The sequence below is a fragment of the Streptomyces asiaticus genome, assembly GCF_018138715.1.
Classification (GTDB): Bacteria; Actinomycetota; Actinomycetes; order Streptomycetales; family Streptomycetaceae; genus Streptomyces; species Streptomyces asiaticus.
In genome coordinates this window covers 5078167-5101417 of record NZ_JAGSHX010000006.1, presented here as the reverse complement: position 1 = coordinate 5101417, position 23251 = coordinate 5078167, and the positions used below count along the sequence as shown (strand labels likewise).

The following is a 23251-nucleotide window of genomic DNA, read 5'->3' as shown; positions in this document are numbered from 1 at the left end:
AGCACGAGGAAGGACTACTCCCCGCGGTTCAGCCGCTGGGCCACCTCGGTCGCCCAGTAGGTGAGGATCATCCCCGCGCCCGCGCGCCGGACCGAGGTCAGCGTCTCCATGATGGCGCGGTCGCGGTCGATCCAGCCGTTGGCCGCGGCCGCCTCGACCATCGCGTACTCACCGGAGATCTGGTACGCGGCCACCGGCACGTCCACGGCGTCGGCGATCCGGCTCAGGATGTCCAGGTACGGCAGGGCCGGCTTGACCATGACCATGTCCGCGCCCTCGGCCAGGTCCAGCTCCAGCTCGCGCAGCGACTCACGGGCGTTGGCCGGGTCCTGCTGGTACGTCTTGCGGTCGCCCTTGAGCGAGGAGCCCACCGCCTCGCGGAACGGGCCGTAGAAGGCGGAGGCGTACTTCGCGGTGTACGCGAGGATCGAGACGTCCTGGTACCCGGCTCCGTCCAGGGCCTCGCGGACCACGCCGACCTGACCGTCCATCATGCCGCTGGGGCCCACCGTGTGGACGCCCGCGTCGGCCTGGGCGCGGGCCATCTCGGCGTAGCGCTCCAGGGTGGCGTCGTTGTCGATCCGGCCCTCGGCGTCCAGGACGCCGCAGTGACCGTGGTCGGTGTGCTCGTCCAGACAGAGGTCGGACATGATCACAAGGTCGTCACCGACCTCGGCGCGCACATCGCGGATCGCCACCTGGAGGATCCCGTCCGGGTCCGTGCCGGGGGTGCCGACCGCGTCCTTCTTGGACTCCTCCGGCACCCCGAAGAGCATGATCCCGCCGAGCCCCGCGGCGACCGCCTCGGCCGCCGCCTTCCGCAGGGTGTCCCGGGTGTGCTGGACCACGCCCGGCATCGACTGGAGCGGCACCGGCTCGGTCACGCCCTCGCGGACGAACGCGGGCAGGATCAGCTCGGCCGGATGCAGCCGGGTCTCCGCGACCATGCGCCGCATCGCGGGCGTGGTGCGCAGCCGGCGCGGCCGCGTACCGGGGAAGCTGCCGTACGAGATGCTCACGAGCGTGCCCTCCTTCGCGAACCAGGCCGTCGCTCGCTCGGGCGGGTGACCGGCTCCCCGGCCTCGAGCGCGGCCTGCCGCCGCGCCGCCCCGAAGTCCGCGAGCGCCTCGGCCAGCTTGAGCACCGAGGGCTCGGGCGACAGCACGTCCACCCGCAGCCCGTGCTCCTCCGCGGTCTTCGCGGTGGCCGGGCCGATACAGGCGATGACAGTGACATTGTGCGGCTTGCCCGCGATGCCGACGAGGTTCCGCACGGTGGACGACGAGGTGAAGAGCACCGCGTCGAACCCACCGCCCTTGATGGCCTCACGGGTCTCGGCCGGCGGCGGCGAGGCGCGCACCGTGCGGTACGCGGTCACGTCGTCGACCTCCCAGCCCAGCTCGATCAGCCCGGCGACCAGGGTCTCGGTGGCGATGTCGGCGCGCGGCAGGAACACCCGGTCGATCGGGTCGAACACCGGGTCGTACGGCGGCCAGTCCTCCAGCAGCCCGGCCGCGGACTGCTCACCGCTGGGCACCAGATCCGGCTTCACCCCGAACTCGATCAGCGACTTCGCGGTCTGCTCGCCCACCGCCGCGACCTTGATCCCGGCGAACGCGCGGGCGTCGAGCCCGTACTCCTCGAACTTCTCGCGCACCGCCTTGACCGCGTTGACCGAGGTGAAGGCGATCCACTCATAGCGCCCGGTGACCAGGCCCTTGACCGCGCGCTCCATCTGCTGCGGGGTGCGCGGCGGCTCCACGGCGATGGTCGGCACCTCACTGGGCACCGCACCGTAGCCGCGCAGCTGATCGCAGAGCGAGGCGGCCTGCTCCTTGGTGCGCGGCACCAGGACCTTCCAGCCGAACAGCGGCTTGGACTCGAACCATGACAGCTGATCGCGCCGGCCGGCCGCGCTCTGCTCGCCGACCACGGCTATCACCGGCTGGGCGCCCTGCGGCGACGGCAGCACCTTCGCCGCCTTCAGCACCTGGGCGATGGTCCCGAGCGTCGCGGTCCAGGTCCGCTGGCGGGTGGTGGTGCCCGCGACGGTGACGGTGAGCGGGGTGTCCGGCTTGCGGCCCGCGGTCACCAGCTCGCCCGCGGCGGCGGCCACCGTCTCCAGGGTCGCGGAGACCACGGCGGTCGCGTCGGACGAGCCGATCTCGCTCCAGCAGCGCTCGTCGGCGCTCAGGGCGTCCACGAAGCGCACATCCGCGCTGTGGGCGTCCCGCAGCGGCACCCCCGCGTAGGCCGGCACGCCCACCGCGGCGGCCACACCGGGCACCACCTCGAAGACGATGCCCTCGGCCGCGCAGGCGAGCATCTCGTCGGCGGCGTATCCGTCGAGGCCGGGGTCGCCCGCGACCGCGCGCACGACCCGCTTGCCGCCGCGCGCGGCCGTCATGACAAGATTGGCACTGTCCCTGAGTACCGGGACGGTGGCGGTGCCTGATGACCCATCAGCGTCCGCCTGCCGCGGTGTGCCCTGAGCGTCCGCGGCCACGCCCGGCCTGACGTGCTTGCGCACCACGTCGAGCACTTGAGGGTCGGCGATCAACACGTCCGCGGAGGCGAGTGCCTCCACGGCGCGCAAGGTCAGCAGGCCCGGATCTCCGGGGCCCGCACCGAGGAAGGTGACGTGTCCGCAGCCGGGGTGATTCGGGGCGGTGGGGTTCAAAGTGCTCGCTCCCCCATAAGACCGGCCGCACCCTTGGCGAGCATCTCGGCGGCGAGTACGCGACCGAGGTCCGCGGCCTGACTGGGCGACGCGGGTACGGGACCGGTGGTGGACAGCTGCACCAGCGTCGTGCCGTCGAGCGTGCCGACGACGCCGCGCAGGCGCATTTCGGTGACAGCCTGACCGTCGCCCAACAGGTCGGCCAGCGCCCCCACGGGTGCGCTACAGCCGGCCTCCAGGGCGGCGAGCAGGGATCGCTCGGCGGTCACGGCGACCCGTGTGGACGGGTCGTCGATCTCGGCGAGCCGGGCAGCGAGCGCCACGTTGGACGCGGCACACTCCACTGCCAGGGCCCCCTGGCCGGGGGCGGGCAAAACATGGTCGACATCGAGCAGCTCGGTCGCCTCGCCGATCCGCCCCAGGCGGATCAGACCGGCGGCGGCGAGCACCACGGCGTCCAGCCGTCCCGAGCGGACGTAGCCGATGCGGGTGTCGACATTGCCGCGTATCGGCACGGTGTCGATGTCGAGGCCGAAGGAGCGGGCCCACGCGTTCAGCTGGGCCGCGCGGCGCGGGGATCCGGTGCCTATCCGGGACCCCGGCGGAAGCTGGGCGAAGGTGAGCCCGTCCCGGGCGATCAGCGCGTCGCGCGGGTCCTCGCGGCGCGGGACCGCGGCCAGCGCGAGCCCCTCCGGCTCCGCGGTGGGAAGGTCCTTCAGCGAGTGCACGGCCAGGTCGATCTCGCCCCTGAGCAGCGCCTCGCGCAGCGCCGAGACGAAGACGCCGGCGCCGCCGATCTGGGCGAGGTGCTCCCGCGAGGTGTCGCCGAACGTGGTGATCTCGACAAGCTCGACGGGGCGCCCGGTGACCTCGCGGACCAGGTCCGCGACCAGGCCGGACTGGGCCATGGCGAGCGCGCTGCGGCGGGTGCCCAGGCGCAGCGCCGGAGCGCCGCCGGAGGTGGCGGCTGAGGGGGTGGCGTTCATGCCCGGCCTCCCTTCGGGTCGTTCGGTTCTGCGGTGCGGGCCGAGCCGTCGGCGCGGCTGACGGCGGCGACCGCCTGCGGGTCGAGATCGAAGAGCTCCCGCAGCGCGTCCGCGTAACCGGCGCCACCCGGAGTGCTCGCGAGCTGCTTGACCCGCACGGTGGGCGCGTGCAGCAGCTTGTCGACCACCCGGCGCACGGTCTGCGTGATCTCGGCCCGCTGCTTGTCGTCCAGATCGGGAAGTCGCCCGTCGAGGCGGGCGATCTCACTGGCGACGACGTCCGCCGCCATGGTACGCAGCGCGACCACCGTCGGGGTGATGTGCGCGGCGCGCTGGGCCGCCCCGAAGGCGGCCACCTCCTCGGAGACGATGGTCCGCACCTTGTCCACGTCGGCGGCCATCGCCCCGGCGGACGAGCCCGGCGCGCCGGACGGCTCGGCGGCCGCCTCGGCGAGGGACTCGATGTCGACCAGGTGCAGCCCCTCGATCCGGTGCGCCGCCGCGTCTATGTCGCGCGGCATCGCCAGGTCGAGCAGCGAGACGTCCGCCGCGGCGGGGTGCGCCCCGGGCGGGCAGGCCGCGCGCTGGGCGAGCGCGGTGCGCAGCTCGGCGACGGTCAGGACCAGCCCGGTCGCGCCCGTACAGGACACGACGATGTCGGCGTGCGGCAGCTCGGCGGAGACCCGGTCCCGGGGCACGGCGCGGGCCACCAGGCCCGCGCGCAACGTTTCCGCACTGGTTTCCGTGCCGGTTTCCGCACCGGCGGAACCGTCCTCACCGGCGGGGATGATCGCGGCCGGGGTGGCGGCGTGCTGCTGGGCCAGGGACTCGGCCAGACGCAGCGCCCGCTCCAACGTCCTGTTGGCGATCACCAGTTCTGATACACCGGCGCGCGCGAGCGTCGCCGCGGCCAGCGAGGACATCGAACCGGCGCCGATCACCAGCGCGCGCTTGCCCCGGGCCCACTCCGCCACCGGCGCGCCCTGGGCCAGCTGCTCCAGGCCGAAGGTGACCAGCGACTGGCCCGCCCGGTCGATCCCGGTCTCGCTGTGGGCCCGCTTGCCGACCCGCAGCGCCTGCTGGAAGAGATCGTTCAGCAGCCGCCCCGCGGTGTGCAGCTCCTGCCCCAGCGCCAGCGCGTCCTTGATCTGGCCGAGGATCTGGCCCTCGCCCACGACCATCGAGTCCAGCCCACAGGCCACCGAGAACAGGTGGTGGACGGCCCGGTCCTCGTAGTGGACGTAGAGGTACGGGGTGAGCTCGTCCAGCCCGACGCCGGTGTGCTGGGCGAGCAGCGTGGACAGCTCGGCGACCCCGGCGTGGAACTTGTCCACGTCGGCGTAGAGCTCGATGCGGTTGCAGGTGGCCAGCACCGTGGCCTCGGTGGCGGGCTCGGCGGCGAGGGTGTCCTGCACCAGCTTCGCCTGCTCGTCCCCCACCAGGGCGGCGCGCTCCAGCACGCTCACGGGCGCGCTGCGGTGGCTCAGTCCGACGACGAGGAGACTCATGCCGGCATCACGGCGGGCACGTCCCCGTCAGGTCCTTGGCGGCCGCTGTCGGCGCCGGGGGCGCCAGGGGCGCCGGAGGGCGCTCGATGGGGCGTCACGGGCGGCGGTGGAACCGCCCCCGCCGCCTCCTCGGGGGCGCCGACCTCCTCGCCCGCCTTGCGCTGCTCGTGGAAGGCGAGGATCTGGAGCTCGATCGAGAGATCGACCTTGCGCACGTCCACCCCGTCCGGAACGGACAGCACGGTGGGCGCGAAGTTGAGGATCGAGGTGATCCCGGCGGCCACGAGCCGGTCGCAGACCTGCTGGGCCGCGCCCGCCGGGGTGGCGATCACGCCGATCGAGACGCCGTTGTCCGTGATGATCTTCTCGAGCTCGTCGGTGTGCTGCACCGGGATGCCCGCGACCGGCTTCCCGGCCATCGCGGGGTCGGCGTCGATCAGCGCGGCGACCCGGAAGCCCCGGGAGGCGAAGCCGCCGTAGTTGGCGAGCGCGGCGCCGAGGTTACCGATGCCGACGATCACAACCGGCCAGTCCTGGGTGAGCCCGAGCTCCCGCGAGATCTGGTAGACGAGGTACTCGACGTCGTAGCCGACACCGCGGGTGCCGTACGAACCGAGGTAGGAGAAGTCCTTGCGCAGCTTGGCCGAATTGACGCCGGCCGCGGTGGCCAGCTCCTCCGAGGACACTGTGGGCACCGAACGCTCGGAGAGAGCGGTCAGCGCACGCAGATACAGCGGTAGCCGGGCGACGGTGGCCTCGGGGATCCCTCGGCTGCGGGTCGCCGGTCGGTGAGTTCGGCCAGTTGCCACGGTGCTCCTGCGGGTAGAGCGAGGCTGCGGGCGGCCGGGTGTTTCATGACCGCCCCATCGACAGCAGGCTATGTCTTTGTGAACGCGTGCACAAAGATGGTGTCCGCTTTGTCCGTGCAACGTGACCGGTGTCACGCGCCTTATCGAGCCAGCCGCGGAACCACTACCTGCGTCGCACCGTTTCCCGCGGGCTCGCTCGCCCCGCTGGGCCGCCGACGGGAGCACAGGCCCTCACTCCTCACCTTTTTACCCCCGGACAGCAACAAAACGCCCACGATCGTAATCGACCGAGAGCCCACTTCCGAACTCGCCGGAACCGGCCCGGACTCGTCGGAAGCGGCCCGCCCGCACGGGCGGGCACACTGGTGGCCATGAGCCCGTTGCTGCGCCGCACCCCGCGGAAGAAGCCCACCGAGCGCACCGTCACGCTGATCGGCAAGCCCGACTGCCATCTCTGCGAGAACGCCGAGGCCGTGGTCGAGGAGGTCTGCGGCGAGCTGGGCACCCCCTGGGAGAAGAAGGACATCACCCAGGACGAGGAGCTGTACCGCGCCTACTGGGAGCAGATCCCGGTGGTGCTGATCGACGGCGAGCAGCACGACTTCTGGCGGGTGAACCCCCAGCGGCTGCGCGCCGCGCTCGGCGGCTGATTCCGGCCCCAGGACCGGGGCCGTTCCACCCTTGCGCGCCTCCCTTTCGCGTAACCTGAATCGGCCCGACACCCGGGCGTAACGGGATGCGCCGGAGCGCTGGCTATGCTCGCTCCATGGCCGCACTGGGATGGTTCACCCGACGTCGACAGCCCGCCACCGAGCGGAGTGTCCTCGCCGGAGAGGCATCGGCCGAGGCCGCGCGCAAGTCGTCGGCCGAAGCCCCCGCACCGCAGGTCCCCGCCGAGCCGGAGTTCCCCGTCGTCGGCGATGAGCGGGCCGCCGCCTTCTTCGACCTGGACAACACGGTCATGCAGGGTGCCGCGCTCTTCCACTTCGGCCGCGGCCTCTACAAGCGGCACTTCTTCCGCAAGCGCGAACTCGCCCGCTTCGCCTGGCAGCAGACCTGGTTCCGGATGGCCGGGGTCGAGGACCCGGCGCACATGGAGGACGTGCGCAGCAGCGCCCTGTCCATCGTCAAGGGCCACCGGGTCTCCGAGCTGATGTCGATCGGCGAGGAGATCTACGACGAGTACATGGCCGACCGCATCTGGCCCGGCACCCGGGCCCTCGCCCAGGCCCATCTGGACGCCGGGCAGCGGGTCTGGCTGGTGACCGCCGCACCGGTCGAGACCGCGACGATCATCGCCCGGCGGCTGGGGCTGACCGGGGCGCTGGGCACGGTGGCCGAGTCGGTGGGCGGCATCTACACCGGCCGGCTGGTCGGCGAGCCGCTGCACGGCCCGGCCAAGGCCGAGGCCGTACGGGCGCTGGCGGGGGCCGAGGGGCTGGACCTGACCCGCTGCGCGGCCTACAGCGACTCCGCGAACGACATCCCGATGCTGTCGATCGTGGGCCATCCGTACGCGGTGAATCCGGACACAAGGCTGCGCAGGCACGCCCGTGAGCACGGCTGGCGGCTGCGCGACTACCGCACCGGGCGTAAAGCGGCCAAGATCGGCATCCCGGCGGCGGCCGGGGTGGGCGCGGTGGCGGGCGGTACGGCGGCCGCCGTGGCCCTGCACCGCCGGCGCCGCTGACCACCGGCGGCCGAGGCCCGCTCGCCCCCCTGGCGTCACCGCCGACCCCCTGTCTGACCTCCCGTTGAGCCCCTTCCGGAGTGCCCCGTTCGGGCGGTGCTGACCGCCTTCGTACGACCGTGACCGAGGACGGTCAAGACTGACCGCCGATCGCGCTCCGTGACGACGTGCCCATCGATACACAGCGTCACCAACCGAACGCGCCCGCCCTGTTTCGGTCATTCCGCACTTCCTACCCCGCAGCGCCCCCGCCAGTCCCCTTACCGCCGCTTTGTCACAACACGCCACACAATCGCACAATCCACGAACGGTTCCGGTCAATTGGCGGTACACATTCGATACTTGATGCGTCATCAATCCATAACAGAGCGAACGGAAACGATGATTTGAGCAACTGGGTGTAGCGCTGCCTGTACGAAGCGTTATTCTCCTTAGACGCAAACCGGTACCCACGCGTCCCTACGGCGGGTGACGGTCCCGTACTGCACGTGATGGAAGCTCTGCCTCTGGGAGTCCCGTGTACCCACACGTCGGGGTTGACGCCTCGGGCCTGGCTACGCTGCGCGCAACGGTCCTCGACTGTCTGCGCGGCTTCGTCCCCACCGCGTATGCCGTTCCCGCCCTCGCCACCCCACAGCCCGTCAGCCCGGCCGTCGGCACGGTCGACCGCCCCGGCCAGGCCGGTCCGTGCTACGCCCTGGCGGACGGCGGAGCCGCGGTCGGCAGACGTTCCCGCGGCTCCACCCCCACCGCCCGGCGCCCCGGCGCCGACAGCGACAGCCGCCGCATGATGGACCTCGTCGAGCGCGCCCAGTCCGGGGAGGCCGAGGCGTTCGGCCGGCTCTACGACCAGTACGCCGACACGGTCTACCGCTACATCTACTACCGGGTGGGCGGCCGGGCCACGGCCGAGGACCTCACCAGCGAGACGTTCCTGCGCGCCCTGCGCCGCATCGGCACCTTCACCTGGCAGGGCCGCGACTTCGGCGCCTGGCTGGTGACCATCGCCCGCAACCTCGTCGCCGACCACTTCAAGTCCAGCCGCTTCCGGCTGGAGGTCACCACCGGCGAGATGCTGGACGCCAACGAGGTCGAGCGCAGCCCCGAGGACTCCGTCCTCGAATCGCTGTCCAACGCCGCCCTGCTCCAGGCGGTGCGAAAACTCAACCCGCAGCAGCAGGAGTGCGTGACGCTCCGCTTCCTCCAGGGCCTCTCGGTCGCCGAGACCGCCCGGGTCATGGGGAAGAACGAGGGCGCGATCAAAACACTTCAGTACCGGGCCGTACGCACTCTGGCCCGGCTTCTTCCGGACGACGCCCGCTGACCGCCCGTAGCCTCCCGGCCACGGTCCGTCCGCCCGCCGGGAGGGCCCTCGGGGAGGGCGTAACCCGGGTGCTGCGCCGCTCGTTGTGGGGGATGCAGGCGCCTTGTGGTCGTACCCTGCCAGTGATCCACTCACTCGATCGGGTGGACGCGCGCATGGCACGGAACCCTCGGGTGTCCTGGGGAGTCGACCGTCACGACGAGAGGAGGTGCCGCCTGTGATCGCGAACGTATCGGCACACCGGCGGGCGAACGCCTTCGCCAAGGCCCTGGAGGCCCTGGAGGCCCTGGAGAGCAACCACCAGGCCGCCCGGGACGAGACGCCGCAGCAACAGCCAGGTTCCCCATCGGCGGAGAGCGCCGAGCGGAGACGGCTGCTGGCCCTGGCGAGCGGGCTGGGCGAGCTGCCGGCACCGACATTGGACCCGGAGGTCCGCGCCACCCAGCGGGCGCAGCTGCTCGCCGCCATGGAGGCGGCCTTCGCCGAGGGGGCGCCGCGCGTGCCCGAGCAGCGCCGCCGCCCCAGCGGCGCCCACCGGGCCAAACCCCCGGTGGCAAGATTCCGCCCCCGTTCCCGCTGGTCCAAGGGGCTCGCGGCCGGGGGGCTCACGGTCGGCGTAGCGGCGGGCGCGTTCGGCGGCGTCGCCGCGGCCAGCTCGAACGCGCTGCCGGGCGACACCCTCTACGGGTTCAAGCGCGGTATGGAAGACCTCAAGCTGGAGATGGCGAACGGCGACGCCGACCGGGGCCGGATCTATCTGGACCAGGCGTCCACGCGAATGAGCGAGGCGCGCCGCCTGATGGAGCGGACCCGCACCGGCGATCTGGACCATGACTCGCTGGGCGAGATCCGCCGGGTCCTGGCCGGGATGCGCCATGACGCCTCCGAAGGCCACCGGCTGCTGCACCAGGTCTATGAGCGCGACGGCTCGCTCGGCCCGATCCAGCAGCTGTCCACCTTCTCCCAGGCCCACCGCGACGGCTGGAGCCGGCTGCGCGAGCAGCTGCCGGTCCAGCTCATGGACGTGGGCGACGAGGTGAGCTCGGTCTTCGACGCCATAGACCAAGAGGTCGGTCCGCTGCGGGCGTTGCTGCCCACGAAGAAGGAGCAGCAGGCCCAGCCCGGTCCGCAGACCGGCCATGCGCCGCAGCGCGCGGGCGGGCCGGACCCGGACGACCGCCCGGCATCCGCCTCGGCCACCCCGAGCGGCAGCCGCACGGACGAGAAGACGGCCCCCCGCCCGCACCCGTCGTCCTCGGCGAGCACCCACAGCCAGAGCGGCGGCCTGGTGGGCGGGGCCGGCGATCTGCTGGACCCGCCACTCGGCGGCGGATCGAGCCCCAGCCCGTCCCCGGGCAAGGGCGACCAGGGCAGCAAGCCGTCCCAGCCGGACATCACGATTCCCCCACTGCTGCCGGACCTGCTGCCGGGCCTGAGCATCGACGGCGACGACACGCGGTGAAAATGCCGGGGGTGGGCACACCGCCCACCCCCGGACCAGCTGCCCGTCGGGCTGGGTGGCCGAGCCGCCCTCCCCGCCCCGGCCAGGCAGCCGTCAGAAGAACACCGACCGCCGCTGGACGAGCAACTTGGCCCCTCTTCCGGCCACCCTCGCATGGCTCGGCCCTGGAGGGCCTCCCCAGCTTCGGCTGGCTGCGCCGGACTCCGTCCATCGGGCTGGGTGGCCGAGCCGCCCTCCCCGCCCCGGCCAGGCAGCCGTCAGAAGAAGACCGACCGCCGCTGGACGAGCAACTTGTAGAGGGTGTGCTGGATCGTTTCTCGTACCTGGTCGGTCAGGTTGAACATCAGCATCGGGTCGTCCGCCGCCTCCGGCGGATGCCCGTCCGTGGGGATGGGCTCGCCGAACTGGATGGTCCACTTCGTCGGCAGCGGCACCGCGCCCAGCGGCCCGAGCAGCGGGAAGGTCGGCGTGATCGGGAAGTACGGAATGCCGAGCAGCCGGGCCAGGGTCTTCGCGTTCCCCACCATCGGATAGATTTCCTCCGCGCCCACGATCGAGCACGGCACGATCGGCGCCCCCGCGCGCAGCGCCGTCGAGACGAAGCCGCCCCGCCCGAAGCGCTGGAGCTTGTACCGCTCCGCGAACGGCTTGCCGATCCCCTTGAAGCCCTCCGGCATCACCCCGACCACCTCGCCGCGCTCCAGCAGCAGCTGGGCGTCCTCGGCGCAGGCGAGGGTGTGCCCGGCCTTGCGGGCCAGCTCGTTGATGACCGGCAGCACGAAGACCAGGTCCGCCGCGAGCAGCCGCAGATGGCGCTTGGCGGGGTGGTTGTCGTGCACGGCGACCTGGAGCATCAGCCCGTCCAGCGGCAGCACCCCGGAGTGGTTGGCGACGACGAGCGCGCCGCCGCTGTCGGGGATGTTCTCGATCCCCTTCACCTCGACCCGGAAGTACTTGTCGGACAGCGGGCGCAGCAGGGACATCAGCACCTGCTCGGTCAGATCGTGGTCGTAGCCGAAGTCGTCGACCTCGTAGTCCCCGGTGATCCGGCGGCGCAGAAAGCTCAGCCCGTGGGCCAGCTTGCGCTCCCAGTCGCCGCTGCCCGGGGCGGGCTTGGGCGGGTCGGGCGGCAGGGGCGGCACGGCCGCGGCCGCCGTCTGGGGGCGCTGCTCGAGCGCCTCGTCGCGCTGCTGCGGTACGGGCTTGAGCGAGCCCTGGGAGCGGCCGCCGCGGCCCAGCCGGGGGACCTTCCTCCGGGACGACCGGGGTTCCTCGCCGAACGGAATGACCTTGGCGTCCGCCATGGTGGTTGCGCTCCTTAAGGCTGGGCGCCGGCGGGCAGCAGCGCGGCGAGCCGGTCGACGGTACGGGCGAGGGTCTCGGGCGGGAGCAGCCCGGGGCCACGGCTGTGCGCATAGTCCGCGAGGGCGCCGGCGGTGGTGTGCTCGGGTTCGAATCCCAGGGTCTCGCGCATCTGGGTGGTGGCCACGACCCGGCCGTGGGTGAGCAGCCGGATCTGCTCGGGCGAGAAGTCGGTGATGCCGAGGGACCGCAGTGCGGTGCGGGCCCAGCGCAGGGTGGGCAGCAGCAGCGGCAGGGTCGGGCGGCCGAGCCGCCGGGCGGCCTGGGAGAGCAGCAGCACCCCGTCTCCGGCGATGTTGAACGTGCCGCTGTTGAGCGTGGACCGGCGCGGCTCGGAGGCGGCGATCCGCAGCACCTCGATGGCGTCCTTCTCATGGACGAACTGGAGCCGCGGGTCGTAGCCGATGACGGTGGGCAGCACCGGCAGCGCGAAGTACTCGGCGAGCGGGGAGTCCGCGCACGGCCCCAGGATGTTGGCGAAGCGCAGCACGCACACCGCGACATCGGGGCGGCGCCGGGCGAAACCGCGGACATACCCCTCGACCTCGACGGTGTCCTTGGCGAAGCCGCCGCTGGGGAGGGATTTGGGCGGGGTGGTCTCGCTGAAGACGGCGGGGTCGCGGGGCGCGGAGCCGTACACATTGGTGCTGGACTTCACCACCAGCCGCTGCACCGACGGGGCCTTCTGGCAGGCGCCGAGCAGCTGCATGGTGCCGATGACATTGGTCTCCTTGACCGAGGCGCGATTGCCGCGCGCGCCCAGCGGAGTGCCGTTGATATCCATGTGGACGACGGTGTGGACGCCGTATTCGGCGAGCAGTTTCCCGATCGTGGGATGACGGATATCGGCCCGGACGAAGTCGGCGCCGCCGAGGTGGTGTTCGGGCGGTACGGCGTCCACGCCGATCACCCGCTCCACATCGGGTTCGCGCTGTATGCGCCGGACGAAACGGCCTCCCAGCCGGCGAGCGACTCCGGTGACGAGCACGACCTTTCCCAAGATCAGCGCCTTCCTTCCGACCCTCGTCCGAGCTGGGCTGTGCCGAACACCGTAACCGCTCGATCTTGCGCTGTGATGACCACTCGCCGCTCGGTGCGACGTTTTAAGCCGGGGCCGAAGGGGCGAACGTGGCTTCAGGCCGGTGCCACCCACGCACCGCAGCCCTCCCACCGGTGGTGGAAGGGCTGCGGGACGAACACAGCGTCGCTTGCTTACTTCTTGTTGCGACGCTGGACGCGCGTGCGCTTGAGCAGCTTGCGGTGCTTCTTCTTCGCCATCCGCTTGCGCCGCTTCTTGATAACAGAGCCCACGACTACCCTCGCTCACTTCGATTCACTCGGTGCGGGGCGTCCGAGCCCACACGACCTACATCGGGCCAGCCTACCCGGCGCCGAGCGAACCACGTAATCCGAGGGTCCTCCCCGGGCCCGGAAACGGCCTAGGCGGACTCCACCCCCACATACGATTCGCGGAGGTATTCATGAACCGCTTGCTCTGGGACCCGGAAAGACCTGCCCACCCGGATCGCCGGCAGATGACCACTGTGCACCAAGCGGTACACGGTCATCTTGGACACTCGCATCACCGAGGCGACTTCCGCCACGGTCAGAAACTGAACCTCGTTCAGAGGCCGTTCGCCAGCAGCCATGACAACACCTGAACCTTCCGCACATGTCGGGCACCGGCTTCCCCTCCGGTGACTCCTTGTCGCATGCGCGCTCCACCCCAGGTTAGGGGCGGGTGATGCAAGTGGGGAAGAGGAGTAGCGATCGGACGCCTACTGTGACAGACACGCTCGATTGAGTACATAGCGAGTAATCGGCCGGTAGTAACCAGACCGCACACCGTCATCAAGCGGAACGGCGACGGACACCCGCCCCTCGGCCTCCCCGACGAACAGTGCGGGGTCGTCCGTGTCACCCGGGCCCATGGCCTCAAAGCCCAGCTGACCTGCTCCGCAGACCCATCCGTGGTCCCCGATGACCAGCCCCGGCAGGGGCCCGCCGGACTCCGCGGCACAGCCGAGGGCGACCCGAACCGGGAGCGGCGAATGGCTGTGGGCGCCCGGCTCACTCGCGGTCGGGCGAGCGCCGGGCGCCCGCACCATCGCGACACCTCGTACGTAGGCGAGCCGGTGGGTACGTACGCCGAACCGCGTCGTTATGTCGATACATCTACCCTCTGCGGGTGTGAGGACACGGCAGCCCGCCGCCGAGAGCGCCGACGCCAACGCGGCGTAGAAGCCGAGGAGACGGTGGGGATGGCCGGTGCCGAGGAGCACCGGGACCCGGTCCCGGGCGGCCCCGCGCAGCCGGTCCGCGAAGGCGTTCAGCGCGGCGATCGTCAGCTCCGGATCGATCACATCCGGCCCCGAAACATTGGCCGGGTCGACCGAAACCCCGCATTTCTCGCTCATCAGGCCGAGCAATTCCATAAAGGACCAGTCGTAATCGGGCTCCAGCCCGAGCAGCACCCGGGGGTCCCGGGCCGCGAAGAGCCGATAGCGGCGCAGGCTCTCCTCCCGGCTCGTGGCCACGGGCCCGGCGAGCCGCGCCGCCAGCAGATGCGCGCGCAGCGCCGCGGTACTCAACACACCACCGATGCTGGCGGACCCACCCCGTCTGCCGCCCGGATACGGGGTCAGACCCCACGGTTGGCGTAACGGCCGCTACGGGTTGTCCGACGCGCGGCAAGGGCCTCGCCCCTGGACCCCGGGGTCTGGGGCGGAGTCCCGGTTCGGGGCCTGGGGCGGCCCCGGGTTGCGTCCCGCGGTTTCGGGGCTTGGAGCGAAGCCCCGTCCGGGGCCTGGGCCGAAACCCCGATCCGGGGCCTGGGGCGGAGCCCCAGTTGTGGGAAGGGGCGGGGAGGGGAACAGCCCGCCGCAGGCGTCCCCGTCCCCTGGACACCCCCGAGCCGCGGTCGGTGCACGGGCCGTGCCACGGGTCTTACGGCAGCAGCCCATGGTGCGGGAAGACCGCCCGCCGCGTCGCCAGAATCGCCTGGTCCAGCCGGTCCGCGGGGTCGTACCCGGCCTCGTGGAAGTCCTGCCAGTCCGGCTCCCGCCCGTCCGTCATCCGCCGCGGCGCGTCCATCCGCGTCCGCCGGTACACCTCCTGCCGCCACTCCTCCGGCACCGGCGTAGTGGCCTCCACCGGCCGCCCCGCCGCGATCGCGACCAGATGCGTCCAGGACCGCGGCACCACGTCCACCACCGCGTAGCCGCCGCCCCCGAGCGCCACCCAGCGACCGTCCGCGTGCTCGTGCGCCAGCCGGTGACAGCTCTCGGCGACCGCCCGCTGCGCGTCGACGGTCACCGCCAAGTGGGCCAGCGGGTCCTCGACATGGGTGTCCGCGCCATGCTGGGTCACCAGCACCTGCGGGCGGAACGCCGCCAGCAGCTCCGGCACCACCGCGTGGAAGGCCCGCAGCCAGCCCGCGTCCGAGGTCCCGGCCGGCAGCGCCAGATTGACCGCCGAGCCCTCGGCGCCCTCCCCGCCCGCCTCCTCCGGCCAGCCGGTCTGCGGGAACAGCGTCCGGGGGTGCTCGTGCAGCGAGATCGTCAGCACCCGCGGATCGTCCCAGAACGCCGCCTGCACCCCGTCCCCGTGGTGGACGTCCACATCCACGTACGCGACCCGCTCGGCCCCCAGCTCCAGCAGCCGCGCGATCGCCAGCGCAGCGTCGTTGTAGATGCAGAACCCGGACGCGCCCCGGGGCATCGCGTGGTGCAGCCCGCCCGCGAAGTTCACCGCGTGCAGCGCCTCCCCGCGCCAGACGTCCTCGGCCGCGCCCACCGACTGCCCGGCAATCAGCGCGGATGCCTCGTGCATCCCCGCGAAGGCCGGATCGTCGATCGTCCCGAGGCCGTACGAGCCGTCCGCCGCCTCCGGGGCGGCCGAGGCGCGCCGTACCGCCTCGATGTACTCCTGCCCGTGGACCAGGCGCAGCGTCGACTCCCCGGCCGGCTTGGCGGCCACCACCCGGACCGCCCGGTCCAGCCCGTACGCCTGCACCAATCCCATGGTCAGCGCCAACCGCACCGGGTCCATCGGATGCCCGGCGCCGAAGTCGTATCCGGTTACTTCCTCATCCCACATCAACTGTGCGCGGCCGCTCATGCCCGTCACCGTATCCGGCTGGTACAGGGCTGAACGACCTCGCATACCGGATCGTCATCAGCACGAGCGCCATCGGCACCAGCATCGCCGCACGGTAGTTCCACGCCCCGCCCAGCGCGCCGACGAGCGGGGAGCCGATGAGGAAGCCCACGTAGTTGAAGATGTTGAGGCGCGCGACGGCGGCGTCGGACGCCCCGGGGAAGAGCCGTCCCGCGGCTGCGAAGGTCTGCGGCACCAGCACGCACAACCCCAGTCCCAGCAGCGTGAACCCGGCCATCCCCACCCAGGCGCTGGGCGCCGCCGCGACCACCGCGAAGCCGCCGCCCGCGAGCAGCGCCCCGGCCCGGACCACGGTGACCGCGCCGAAGCGCCGCACCCCGAGGTCGCCGAAGGACCGGCCGAGGAGCGTGGTGACCATGTAGACGTTGTACGGGACCGTGGCCAGCTGCTCGGAACTGTGCAGCACGTCCTCCAGGTACTTGGCGCTCCAGTTGGAGACGGTGGAGTCGCCGATGTAGGCGAAGGCCATGACGAGACAGAGCGGCAGCAGCGCCCGCATGCTCACGGTGGTCCCGTCCCGCACCACTTCGGTCGGCTCGCCGCCCCGGTGGTCGACCCGGTGCTCGCCCCGGTGGTCACCCCGGTGGTCGACGTACCAGCGGCCGGCGATCAGCGCGACGGGCACCAGGACGGCCACCAGCGGCGCGTAGAGCGTGGGCAGCGGCAGATCCCAGTGCGCCCCCACCCAGGCGAGCGAGGCCCCGGCGATCCCGCCCAGGCTGTACGCGCCGTGGAACCCGAGCATGATGCTGCGCCCGTACGCGCGCTGGAGGCTCACCCCGAGCATGTTCATCGACGCGTCGAGCGCCCCGACCGTCAGCCCGAACACCGCGAGCGCCACGGCGAGCTGCCACACCGTCGTCCCCGATCCGGCGGACAGCAGGGCGAGGGAGACGATGGGCTGCACCACGCGGAGGACCAGCCCCGGACGCATCCGCTTGACGAGATGCTCGGTGGAGACGCTGCCCACCCCGGCGAGGATCGGCACGGCGGCCAGGAAGAGGGGCAGCAGCCCATCGGATATCCCGTACCGGTCCTGGAGCGCGGGGATGCGCGTCACCAGCAGAGCGAAGATCGCGCCCTGGACGAAGAAGCTGATGGCCAATGAGGCCCGGCCTTGCCGGAGCCGGCGGCTCGGACGCGAATCCGTCATGCCCGTGGAGCGTACGGCCCCGGGCTACCTGTGGGTAGAGGTGAGCAGCCCTCGCAGTTCGGCCATCTCCATGAAGAGGCCCCGGGCCGCGGCGAGTTTGGCGGCGGGTGTCATGGCCGTGTAGCCGTACACATCCATCCCGGCCGCCTGGGCGGCCTGGACCCCGAGCGGGCTGTCCTCGACGACGGCACAGCGCTCGGGCGCCACGCCCATGCGCTCGGCCGCGTGGAGAAACAGATCCGGGGCGGGCTTGCCCCGGCCCACGTCCTCGGAGCTGAAGATGTGGTCCTCGCCGAAGAAGTCGTACAGGCCGGTCGTACGGAGGGCCACGCGGATGCGCTCATGGCTTCCGGAGGAGGCGACGCAGTACGGAATCCCGTCGGCCCGCAGCTTCTCCAGCACCTCGGCCACCCCGGCCACCGGCCGTAGTTCACGGCGGAAGGCGTCGAAGACCCGGCCGTGGAAGGTGGTGTCGAAGTCGGGCGGAAGCCGCCGGCCCGAGCGCTCGAGGACCAGGTCGTGGATGCGATGCATGGCGGAGCCCATGTAGTCGCGTATGGAGTCCTCGTAGCTGGTGGGGTGTCCCAACTCCGTGAGGTAGGCGGCGAGAAGCCGGTTGGAGATGGGTTCGCTGTCGACGAGTACTCCGTCGTTGTCGAAGATGACCAGGTCATAGTGCATGCGGTCAGCCTACAAACAGAAATGCGAAAAGCCCGGTTGAGAGCCGAAGCTCCCAACCGGGCTTTTCGTAAAATTTGTTCGGCGGCGTCCTACTCTCCCACAGGGTCCCCCCTGCAGTACCATCGGCGCTGAAAGGCTTAGCTTCCGGGTTCGGAATGTAACCGGGCGTTTCCCTAACGCTATAACCACCGAAACACTATGAAGTTGAACCGGACCCAGCCCACACAAAGGGGGCGGTCGGACGGTTCATTGCTTCAGAACCAACACAGTGGACGCGAGCACCTGAGGACAAGCCCTCGGCCTATTAGTACCAGTCAACTCCACCGGTCACCCGGCTTCCATATCTGGCCTATCAACCCAGTCGTCTACTGGGAGCCTTAACCCATCAAGTGGGTGGGAGTCCTCATCTCGAAGCAGGCTTCCCGCTTAGATGCTTTCAGCGGTTATCCCTCCCGAACGTAGCCAACCAGCCATGCCCTTGGCAGAACAACTGGCACACCAGAGGTTCGTCCGTCCCGGTCCTCTCGTACTAGGGACAGCCCTTCTCAAGACTCCTACGCGCACAGCGGATAGGGACCGAACTGTCTCACGACGTTCTAAACCCAGCTCGCGTACCGCTTTAATGGGCGAACAGCCCAACCCTTGGGACCGACTCCAGCCCCAGGATGCGACGAGCCGACATCGAGGTGCCAAACCATCCCGTCGATATGGACTCTTGGGGAAGATCAGCCTGTTATCCCCGGGGTACCTTTTATCCGTTGAGCGACGGCGCTTCCACAAGCCACCGCCGGATCACTAGTCCCGACTTTCGTCCCTGCTCGACCCGTCGGTCTCACAGTCAAGCTCCCTTGTGCACTTACACTCAACACCTGATTGCCAACCAGGCTGAGGGAACCTTTGGGCGCCTCCGTTACCCTTTAGGAGGCAACCGCCCCAGTTAAACTACCCACCAGACACTGTCCCTGATCCGGATCACGGACCCAGGTTAGACATCCAGCACGACCAGAGTGGTATTTCAACAACGACTCCCCCTGAACTGGCGTCCAGAGTTCACAGTCTCCCACCTATCCTACACAAGCCGAACCGAACACCAATATCAAGCTGTAGTAAAGGTCCCGGGGTCTTTCCGTCCTGCTGCGCGAAACGAGCATCTTTACTCGTAATGCAATTTCACCGGGCCTATGGTTGAGACAGTCGAGAAGTCGTTACGCCATTCGTGCAGGTCGGAACTTACCCGACAAGGAATTTCGCTACCTTAGGATGGTTATAGTTACCACCGCCGTTTACTGGCGCTTAAGTTCTCAGCTTCGCCAACCCGAAGGTCGACTAACCGGTCCCCTTAACGTTCCAGCACCGGGCAGGCGTCAGTCCGTATACATCGCCTTACGGCTTCGCACGGACCTGTGTTTTTAGTAAACAGTCGCTTCTCGCTGGTCTCTGCGGCCACCACCAGCTCACACCGCAAGGGTGATCACCAGCAATGGCCCCCCTTCTCCCGAAGTTACGGGGGCATTTTGCCGAGTTCCTTAACCATAGTTCACCCGAACGCCTCGGTATTCTCTACCTGACCACCTGAGTCGGTTTAGGGTACGGGCCGCCATGAAACTCGCTAGAGGCTTTTCTCGACAGCATAGGATCATCCACTTCACCACAATCGGCTCGGCATCAGGTCTCACCCTTAAATGAGGGACGGATTTACCTACCCCTCGGGCTACACCCTTACCCCGGGACAACCACCGCCCGGGCTGGACTACCTTCCTGCGTCACCCCATCACTTACCTACTACCACCTTGGACCGGCGGCTCCACCACTCCCCTCAACTCCGAAGAGATCAGGGCGGCTTCACGGCCTTAGCATCAGAGGATTCGATACTGGGCGTTTCAAAGCGGGTACCGGAATATCAACCGGTTGTCCATCGACTACGCCTGTCGGCCTCGCCTTAGGTCCCGACTTACCCTGGGCAGATCAGCTTGACCCAGGAACCCTTAGTCAATCGGCGCACACGTTTCTCACGTGTGTATCGCTACTCATGCCTGCATTCTCACTCGTGAACCATCCACAACTCGCTTACACGGCTGCTTCACCCGGCACACGACGCTCCCCTACCCATCACAGCCCCCGTTAGAGGTATATGCTGCAATGACACGACTTCGGCGGTACGCTTGAGCCCCGCTACATTGTCGGCGCGGAATCACTTGACCAGTGAGCTATTACGCACTCTTTCAAGGATGGCTGCTTCTAAGCCAACCTCCTGGTTGTCTCTGCGACTCCACATCCTTTCCCACTTAGCGTACGCTTAGGGGCCTTAGTCGATGCTCTGGGCTGTTTCCCTCTCGACCATGGAGCTTATCCCCCACAGTCTCACTGCCGCGCTCTCACTTACCGGCATTCGGAGTTTGGCTAAGGTCAGTAACCCGGTAGGGCCCATCGCCTATCCAGTGCTCTACCTCCGGCAAGAAACACACGACGCTGCACCTAAATGCATTTCGGGGAGAACCAGCTATCACGGAGTTTGATTGGCCTTTCACCCCTAACCACAGGTCATCCCCCAGGTTTTCAACCCTGGTGGGTTCGGTCCTCCACGAAGTCTTACCTCCGCTTCAACCTGCCCATGGCTAGATCACTCCGCTTCGGGTCTTGAGCGCGCTACTCTATCGCCCTATTCGGACTCGCTTTCGCTACGGCTTCCCCACACGGGTTAACCTCGCAACACACCGCAAACTCGCAGGCTCATTCTTCAAAAGGCACGCAGTCACGACCGTGCTCCGAAGAACACGGCGACGCTCCCACGGCTTGTAGGCACACGGTTTCAGGTACTATTTCACTCCGCTCCCGCGGTACTTTTCACCATTCCCTCACGGTACTATCCGCTATCGGTCACCAGGGAATATTTAGGCTTAGCGGGTGGTCCCGCCAGATTCACACGGGATTTCTCGGGCCCCGTGCTACTTGGGAAATACACAAGAGAGCCGTACAGATTTCAGCTACGGGGGTCTTACCCTCTACGCCGGGCCTTTCGCATGCCCTTCGCCTAACCATACGGTTTCTGACTCTCCGACCGGCCGGCAGACCGATCCAGCACACTCCCACAACCCCGCATGCGCAACCCCTGCCGGGTATCACACACATACGGTTTAGCCTCATCCAGTTTCGCTCGCCACTACTCCCGGAATCACGGTTGTTTTCTCTTCCTGCGGGTACTGAGATGTTTCACTTCCCCGCGTTCCCTCCACATACCCTATGTGTTCAGGTATGGGTGACAGCCCATGACGACTGCCGGGTTTCCCCATTCGGACACCCCCGGATCAAAGCTCGGTTGACAGCTCCCCGGGGCCTATCGCGGCCTCCCACGTCCTTCATCGGTTCCTGGTGCCAAGGCATCCACCGTGCGCCCTTAAAAACTTGGCCACAGATGCTCGCGTCCACTGTGCAGTTCTCAAACAACGACCCGTACCCCGTCACCCACACCCATAGCGTGGTACACCGGGACCGGTCGAAGGGACAGGCTCAAGCCCGTGCCTTCAGACACCCAACAGCGTGCCCGACACCATCCGCCTGCTTGCTCTGTGTTCCACGCCGAAGCAGTACTAACAGAGGAAGCATCCGAAACAATGCCGAGTAGTCAACGTTCCACCCATGAGCAACCGTGCAAGACACTTGCTTGCAGTCGGCTATGTGCTCCTTAGAAAGGAGGTGATCCAGCCGCACCTTCCGGTACGGCTACCTTGTTACGACTTCGTCCCAATCGCCAGTCCCACCTTCGACGGCTCCCTCCACAAGGGTTGGGCCACCGGCTTCGGGTGTTACCGACTTTCGTGACGTGACGGGCGGTGTGTACAAGGCCCGGGAACGTATTCACCGCAGCAATGCTGATCTGCGATTACTAGCGACTCCGACTTCATGGGGTCGAGTTGCAGACCCCAATCCGAACTGAGACCGGCTTTTTGAGATTCGCTCCACCTCACGGCTTCGCAGCTCATTGTACCGGCCATTGTAGCACGTGTGCAGCCCAAGACATAAGGGGCATGATGACTTGACGTCGTCCCCACCTTCCTCCGAGTTGACCCCGGCAGTCTCCTGTGAGTCCCCATCACCCCGAAAGGCATGCTGGCAACACAGAACAAGGGTTGCGCTCGTTGCGGGACTTAACCCAACATCTCACGACACGAGCTGACGACAGCCATGCACCACCTGTACACCGACCACAAGGGGGACCCTGTCTCCAGGGTTTTCCGGTGTATGTCAAGCCTTGGTAAGGTTCTTCGCGTTGCGTCGAATTAAGCCACATGCTCCGCCGCTTGTGCGGGCCCCCGTCAATTCCTTTGAGTTTTAGCCTTGCGGCCGTACTCCCCAGGCGGGGAACTTAATGCGTTAGCTGCGGCACGGACAACGTGGAATGTCGCCCACACCTAGTTCCCAACGTTTACGGCGTGGACTACCAGGGTATCTAATCCTGTTCGCTCCCCACGCTTTCGCTCCTCAGCGTCAGTATCGGCCCAGAGATCCGCCTTCGCCACCGGTGTTCCTCCTGATATCTGCGCATTTCACCGCTACACCAGGAATTCCGATCTCCCCTACCGAACTCTAGCCTGCCCGTATCGAATGCAGACCCGGGGTTAAGCCCCGGGCTTTCACATCCGACGCGACAAGCCGCCTACGAGCTCTTTACGCCCAATAATTCCGGACAACGCTTGCGCCCTACGTATTACCGCGGCTGCTGGCACGTAGTTAGCCGGCGCTTCTTCTGCAGGTACCGTCACTTTCGCTTCTTCCCTGCTGAAAGAGGTTTACAACCCGAAGGCCGTCATCCCTCACGCGGCGTCGCTGCATCAGGCTTTCGCCCATTGTGCAATATTCCCCACTGCTGCCTCCCGTAGGAGTCTGGGCCGTGTCTCAGTCCCAGTGTGGCCGGTCGCCCTCTCAGGCCGGCTACCCGTCGTCGCCTTGGTAGGCCATCACCCCACCAACAAGCTGATAGGCCGCGGGCTCATCCTGCACCGCCGGAGCTTTCCACGCGTATCCCATGCGGGAACGCGTCGTATCCGGTATTAGACCCCGTTTCCAGGGCTTGTCCCAGAGTGCAGGGCAGATTGCCCACGTGTTACTCACCCGTTCGCCACTAATCCCCGGCCGAAACCGGTTCATCGTTCGACTTGCATGTGTTAAGCACGCCGCCAGCGTTCGTCCTGAGCCAGGATCAAACTCTCCGTGAATGCTTCCGGGCTATCCCGGCAAACACTGCACGAGAGCGGAACCACCAGAGGAATAATCCGATGGTTCACAGCGTCCTCGCTGTGTTTTTTCTTCAAAGGAACCTCGTCCACGAGTGGACGGGGTATCAACATATCTGGCGTTGACTTTTGGCACGCTGTTGAGTTCTCAAGGAACGGACGCTTCCTTTGAAACCGTTTCACCGG

Annotated in this window: 17 protein-coding genes and 3 rRNA genes; 4 read left to right on the top strand and 16 right to left on the bottom strand. The window is 68.5% G+C overall.

Going from position 1 to position 23251, the window contains the following annotated elements; translation table 11 throughout:
* Positions 1-14: 14 nt before the first annotated feature.
* The 5 genes from hemB to KHP12_RS29060 are packed head-to-tail and all read right to left on the bottom strand — an operon-like array spanning position 15 to position 5983.
* Positions 15-1019 carry a porphobilinogen synthase gene (gene hemB / locus KHP12_RS29080; protein ID WP_086884623.1) on the bottom strand — a complete coding sequence of 335 codons (1005 nt, stop codon included), beginning with the start codon at positions 1017-1019 and terminating at the stop codon, positions 15-17.
* Entirely contained in the window at positions 1016-2680 is a 1665-nt protein-coding gene (locus KHP12_RS29075; protein ID WP_086884622.1) for a bifunctional uroporphyrinogen-III C-methyltransferase/uroporphyrinogen-III synthase, read from the bottom strand. Before KHP12_RS29075 ends, hemB begins: the two co-directional genes overlap by 4 nt.
* Positions 2677-3666, bottom strand: a complete 990-nt coding sequence (hemC, locus tag KHP12_RS29070; protein WP_086884621.1) for a hydroxymethylbilane synthase — start codon at positions 3664-3666, stop codon at positions 2677-2679. Before hemC ends, KHP12_RS29075 begins: the two co-directional genes overlap by 4 nt.
* Positions 3663-5174, bottom strand: coding sequence for a glutamyl-tRNA reductase (locus tag KHP12_RS29065; protein WP_086884620.1), 1512 nt, complete (start codon positions 5172-5174; stop codon positions 3663-3665). The genes hemC and KHP12_RS29065 overlap by 4 nt, the downstream gene beginning before the upstream one ends.
* Positions 5171-5983 carry a redox-sensing transcriptional repressor Rex gene (locus KHP12_RS29060; RefSeq protein WP_086884619.1) on the bottom strand — a complete coding sequence of 271 codons (813 nt, stop codon included), beginning with the start codon at positions 5981-5983 and terminating at the stop codon, positions 5171-5173. Before KHP12_RS29060 ends, KHP12_RS29065 begins: the two co-directional genes overlap by 4 nt.
* Positions 5984-6354: 371 nt before the next feature.
* Here KHP12_RS29060 and KHP12_RS29055 point away from each other — a divergent pair, with 371 nt between their 5' ends.
* From KHP12_RS29055 to KHP12_RS29040, 4 genes are all read left to right on the top strand, one after another.
* On the top strand, positions 6355-6633 hold the full coding sequence (locus KHP12_RS29055; RefSeq protein ID WP_037955290.1) for a glutaredoxin family protein: 279 nt from the start codon (positions 6355-6357) through the stop codon (positions 6631-6633).
* Positions 6634-6749: 116 nt separating this feature from the next.
* A complete protein-coding gene (locus tag KHP12_RS29050) occupies positions 6750-7673 on the top strand; it encodes an HAD family hydrolase (RefSeq protein ID WP_086884618.1) in 924 nt (307 codons plus the stop codon).
* A gap of 517 nt (positions 7674-8190) precedes the next feature.
* The gene (locus KHP12_RS29045) at positions 8191-8997 is read left to right on the top strand and encodes an ECF subfamily RNA polymerase sigma factor, BldN family (RefSeq protein WP_086884617.1); all 807 of its coding nucleotides are present in this window, start codon (positions 8191-8193) and stop codon (positions 8995-8997) included.
* Positions 8998-9214: 217 nt separating this feature from the next.
* Entirely contained in the window at positions 9215-10459 is a 1245-nt protein-coding gene (locus KHP12_RS29040; protein WP_086884616.1) for a DUF5667 domain-containing protein, read from the top strand.
* 257 nt (positions 10460-10716) lie between these two features.
* On the opposite strand, the gene KHP12_RS29035 is transcribed toward KHP12_RS29040, so the two are convergent.
* The 11 genes from KHP12_RS29035 to KHP12_RS28985 all read right to left on the bottom strand — a co-directional run bounded on the left by KHP12_RS29035 (position 10717) and on the right by KHP12_RS28985 (position 23047).
* Positions 10717-11763 carry a lysophospholipid acyltransferase family protein gene (locus KHP12_RS29035; RefSeq protein WP_210609652.1) on the bottom strand — a complete coding sequence of 349 codons (1047 nt, stop codon included), beginning with the start codon at positions 11761-11763 and terminating at the stop codon, positions 10717-10719.
* Between the two features lie 14 nt (positions 11764-11777).
* The gene (locus KHP12_RS29030) at positions 11778-12821 is read right to left on the bottom strand and encodes an NAD-dependent epimerase/dehydratase family protein (protein ID WP_086885631.1); all 1044 of its coding nucleotides are present in this window, start codon (positions 12819-12821) and stop codon (positions 11778-11780) included.
* 212 nt (positions 12822-13033) lie between these two features.
* Positions 13034-13132 carry a 30S ribosomal protein bS22 gene (locus KHP12_RS29025; RefSeq protein ID WP_003948845.1) on the bottom strand — a complete coding sequence of 33 codons (99 nt, stop codon included), beginning with the start codon at positions 13130-13132 and terminating at the stop codon, positions 13034-13036.
* Between the two features lie 128 nt (positions 13133-13260).
* Positions 13261-13470, bottom strand: coding sequence for a helix-turn-helix domain-containing protein (locus KHP12_RS29020; RefSeq protein WP_014053989.1), 210 nt, complete (start codon positions 13468-13470; stop codon positions 13261-13263).
* 129 nt (positions 13471-13599) lie between these two features.
* Positions 13600-14415: a phosphatase gene (locus tag KHP12_RS29015; RefSeq protein WP_086885632.1), complete on the bottom strand. Its 816-nt coding sequence runs from the start codon at positions 14413-14415 to the stop codon at positions 13600-13602.
* 352 nt (positions 14416-14767) lie between these two features.
* Complete coding sequence (locus KHP12_RS29010; RefSeq protein WP_210609651.1) at positions 14768-15940, bottom strand: acetoin utilization protein AcuC; 1173 nt, start codon at positions 15938-15940, stop codon at positions 14768-14770.
* Positions 15909-17153 (bottom strand): MFS transporter, encoded by a 1245-nt coding sequence (locus KHP12_RS29005; RefSeq protein WP_086885084.1) that lies wholly within the window; start codon positions 17151-17153, stop codon positions 15909-15911. Before KHP12_RS29005 ends, KHP12_RS29010 begins: the two co-directional genes overlap by 32 nt.
* Positions 17154-17177: 24 nt before the next feature.
* A complete protein-coding gene (locus KHP12_RS29000) occupies positions 17178-17834 on the bottom strand; it encodes an HAD family hydrolase (RefSeq protein ID WP_210609650.1) in 657 nt (218 codons plus the stop codon).
* A 76-nt stretch (positions 17835-17910) separates the two neighbouring features.
* Positions 17911-18027 (bottom strand): 5S ribosomal RNA (rrf, locus tag KHP12_RS28995).
* A gap of 91 nt (positions 18028-18118) precedes the next feature.
* Positions 18119-21242 (bottom strand): 23S ribosomal RNA (locus KHP12_RS28990).
* A 278-nt stretch (positions 21243-21520) separates the two neighbouring features.
* Positions 21521-23047, bottom strand: a 16S ribosomal RNA gene (locus KHP12_RS28985).
* The 16S, 23S and 5S rRNA genes sit together here, the layout of an rRNA operon.
* Positions 23048-23251 lie beyond the last annotated feature (204 nt).

Coding starts and splice junctions, on each gene's coding strand:
- KHP12_RS29035 (WP_210609652.1), bottom strand. CDS start 11,763: ATGGCGGACGCCAAGGTCATTCCGTTCGGCGAGGAACCCCGGTCGTCC.
- KHP12_RS29055 (WP_037955290.1), top strand. CDS start 6,355: ATGAGCCCGTTGCTGCGCCGCACCCCGCGGAAGAAGCCCACCGAGCGC.
- KHP12_RS29005 (WP_086885084.1), bottom strand. CDS start 17,153: ATGACGGATTCGCGTCCGAGCCGCCGGCTCCGGCAAGGCCGGGCCTCA.
- KHP12_RS29010 (WP_210609651.1), bottom strand. CDS start 15,940: ATGAGCGGCCGCGCACAGTTGATGTGGGATGAGGAAGTAACCGGATAC.
- KHP12_RS29000 (WP_210609650.1), bottom strand. CDS start 17,834: ATGCACTATGACCTGGTCATCTTCGACAACGACGGAGTACTCGTCGAC.
- KHP12_RS29065 (WP_086884620.1), bottom strand. CDS start 5,174: ATGAGTCTCCTCGTCGTCGGACTGAGCCACCGCAGCGCGCCCGTGAGC.
- KHP12_RS29020 (WP_014053989.1), bottom strand. CDS start 13,470: ATGGCTGCTGGCGAACGGCCTCTGAACGAGGTTCAGTTTCTGACCGTG.
- hemC (WP_086884621.1), bottom strand. CDS start 3,666: ATGAACGCCACCCCCTCAGCCGCCACCTCCGGCGGCGCTCCGGCGCTG.
- KHP12_RS29050 (WP_086884618.1), top strand. CDS start 6,750: ATGGCCGCACTGGGATGGTTCACCCGACGTCGACAGCCCGCCACCGAG.